General features: G+C 42.9%; 2 protein-coding genes. One reads left to right on the plus strand and one right to left on the minus strand.

Annotation, left to right across the window (positions count from 1 at the left end):
• Positions 1–237: 237 nt before the first annotated feature.
• Complete coding sequence (locus tag PN499_RS23040) at positions 238–948, minus strand: DUF3800 domain-containing protein (protein WP_272034977.1); 711 nt, start codon at positions 946–948, stop codon at positions 238–240.
• A 124-nt stretch (positions 949–1,072) separates the two neighbouring features.
• Between PN499_RS23040 and mnmG the strand changes: the two genes are divergently transcribed.
• A complete protein-coding gene (mnmG, locus tag PN499_RS23045; protein ID WP_272034978.1) occupies positions 1,073–2,977 on the plus strand; it encodes a tRNA uridine-5-carboxymethylaminomethyl(34) synthesis enzyme MnmG in 1,905 nt (634 codons plus the stop codon).
• Positions 2,978–3,189 lie beyond the last annotated feature (212 nt).

The following is a 3,189-nucleotide window of genomic DNA, read 5'->3' on the forward strand; positions in this document are numbered from 1 at the left end:
GCCCCGAACTGCACGGGGAGTTATGGTACGGTTGAGATGCCGTGCGCCTGTCTAAACAACCAGGTATCCCGAACTACACGGGAATTTATAGCGCGGTTGAAATACCGTGCGCCAGTTGTTGAAAAACCTTTAAAACCAAAAAAACTCTTGACTGACCCCCAAGCAGGGGTCGTGTTTCCTAGCTTTAATCCACGACTACTTTTTGAGTGTCGTGGATTTTTTAACAAACCTCCCAAATTAAGGGAGTTCAACTAATTTAATTTTCGATTGAATAAAATTCAAGGCTTCCTGCAATTCGGTATTGCCACTGGCTGTACCTGCTTCTTTTGAACTACGATCGATCAAGTACACTACATAATCTGCTAGCTGCAAACCAGTGTAAAATTCTGAAAAGCCAAACAAAGGTAGTTCCACAAAGTTAGAAGATTCTTTTTGTGACTTCCAATTTTTATACACTCTGAGCAATCTCCCATCTTGAACACTGGTATGCTGAGTTGAACGCGAATCCATAAGTAATATTCCAGTTTCGTTATATTGCTTTAGATAAGCATCTAGCTGCTCTAATAATTGATTGAAAGTTAAGCGATATAACCCAGTGTCATCTTTAATATCTTCGCTGGTCTCGCGCAATCTTTTTTTGTTGATTTGAACAGCAAATATATGGCAAGGTAACTTACTCAGAGTTTCTGAAACTTGCTTAAAAGCTCGAAGACGATTTTCCCTTCGTAAATTATTAAATGCACCCACACCTTGCCAAATATCGCGCCCCTTAAGTTCCCAGTCGTCAGGTTCCCTCCCACTAAATAGCTCCTTCTTAAGTGCTGAAACTTCTCTATCCATTTGTGACCAGTGCTGGATATGGATAGCAAAACTAGCTAGAAAAAAGAAATTTGTCTGTCTATCGTTCCAGCCAGTGCCACCCTCATCAACGTAAAATAAAATCGTCATATCGCTCACTCGTAACTTTTGAAAATAAATGCTACATTATTATATATGCTCTTTAACCTTGAACTTAGATTAAACTAAAAAAACTAAAATATCGTTTCTCCTATGCACTTCCATTGAATTAGCCATGACCACAAAAACTCCCCCAGAATTTCAAGACCACTTCGACATCATCGTAGTTGGTGCCGGACACTCAGGCTGCGAAGCCGCCCTCGCCGCCGCCCGCCTCAATTGTCGCACCCTATTACTAACCCTAAATCTCGATAAAATTGCATGGCAACCCTGCAACCCCGCCGTCGGTGGCCCCGCTAAAACTCAACTCACCAATGAAGTCGATGCACTAGGTGGAGAAATCGGCAAAATGGCCGATCGCACCTACTTACAAAAACGGATTCTTAACTCCTCGCGAGGCCCGGCAGTTTGGGCATTACGAGCTCAAACTGATAAGCGCGAATATGCGGCAATAATGAAGAATATTGTCGAAAATCAAGACAATTTAAGCATCCGCGAAAGCATGGTGACAGATTTAGTTTTGGGTGCTAATGATGAAATTATTGGTGTCGAAACTTATTTCGGTGTCGCCTTCGGATGTAAAGCAGTTATTCTCACCACAGGCACATTTTTGGGTGGCATTATTTGGGTTGGTAATAAATCAATGCCAGCGGGACGTGCAGGTGAATTTGCCGCCGTTGGGTTAACTGAAACTCTAAACAAACTAGGCTTTGAAACCGGAAGGTTAAAAACAGGAACGCCCGCCAGAGTAGACAAACGTTCCCTCAATTATACTAACCTTGAACCCCAACCCGGTGATGCCGATGTCCGCTGGTTTAGTTTCGATCCTGATGTTTGGATAGAACGGGAACAAATGCCTTGCTATCTCACCCGTACTACTCCAGAAACTCATAAATTAATTAGAGAAAATTTACACCTTTCTCCAGTTTACGGCGGCTGGGTAGATGCGAAAGGGCCGCGTTATTGTCCTAGCATTGAAGATAAAATTGTCCGCTTTGCAGATAAGGACAGTCATCAGATATTTATTGAACCGGAAGGCCGCGATATTCCTGAGTTGTACATCCAGGGATTTTCTACTGGTTTACCTGAAAATTTGCAGTTACAAATGTTGCGGACTCTTCCCGGTTTAGAAAATTGCGTGATGTTGCGGCCCGCCTATGCAGTTGAATACGATTATTTACCAGCAACTCAGTGTTTTCCAACCTTGATGACTAAAAAAATTGAGGGTTTATTTTGTGCTGGTCAAGTTAACGGGACAACGGGATATGAGGAAGCAGCAGCGCAGGGAATTGTGGCTGGGGTTAATGCTGTCCGGTTTGTTAAGAATCAAGAAATGATTGTCTTTCCCCGCGAGCACAGTTACCTCGGTACGCTAATTGACGATTTGTGTACAAAAGACTTACGCGAACCTTATCGGATGCTTACTTCTCGGTCTGAATATCGGTTATTATTACGTTCGGATAATGCCGATCAACGTCTAACTCCTTTGGGCCGAGAAATTGGTTTGATTGATGACCGTCGCTGGGAGTTATTCCAACGGAAACAAGCGAATATTATCGCGGAAAAAGAACGGCTTTACTCAACGCGGGTAAAGGAAGGCGAGGAGGTAGGCAAGGCAATTTTTGCCGATATGCAGCAAAGTATTAAAGGTTCGATTACTTTGGCTGATTTGTTACGCCGTCCGGGTTTCCACTATGCAGATTTGGAACGCTATAATTTGGCTAATTCTAGTTTAGAGTTGGCTGAGAAAGAAGGGGCGGAAATTGATATTAAATATTCTGGCTACCTACAACGCCAACAACATCAGATTGACCAAGTTAGCAAACACGAACATCGCCAATTGCCGCCGGATTTGGATTATATGACAATTGAAACTTTGTCTAAGGAGTCACGGGAAAAGTTGGCGAAGGTGAAGCCGTTAACTATTGGTCAAGCGGCGAGAATTGGCGGGGTGAATCCGGCTGATGTGACGGCTTTGTTGATTTATTTGGAAATGCGATCGCGTGTTTTGGCAGGATAATTATCTCAACAGGCTGCTAGGGTGGGAAAATAAAAATACTAAATCCGAGTTTGATATCCCCTCGATCGTTTGGCGATTGAAATCGCTACTATACAAACTAAGTTCACGGGGTGACAACCCCGTCAGAACATAGATAGAATAAAGGACATAGCCCTCATACCCCTCTGAAAAAATGGTAATTTATTACGCCTGATTCTCATTAATTCATTAAC

Origin of the sequence: Kamptonema animale CS-326 (assembly GCF_028330895.1) — a bacterium.
Lineage (GTDB): Bacteria > Cyanobacteriota > Cyanobacteriia > Cyanobacteriales > Microcoleaceae > Kamptonema > Kamptonema formosum.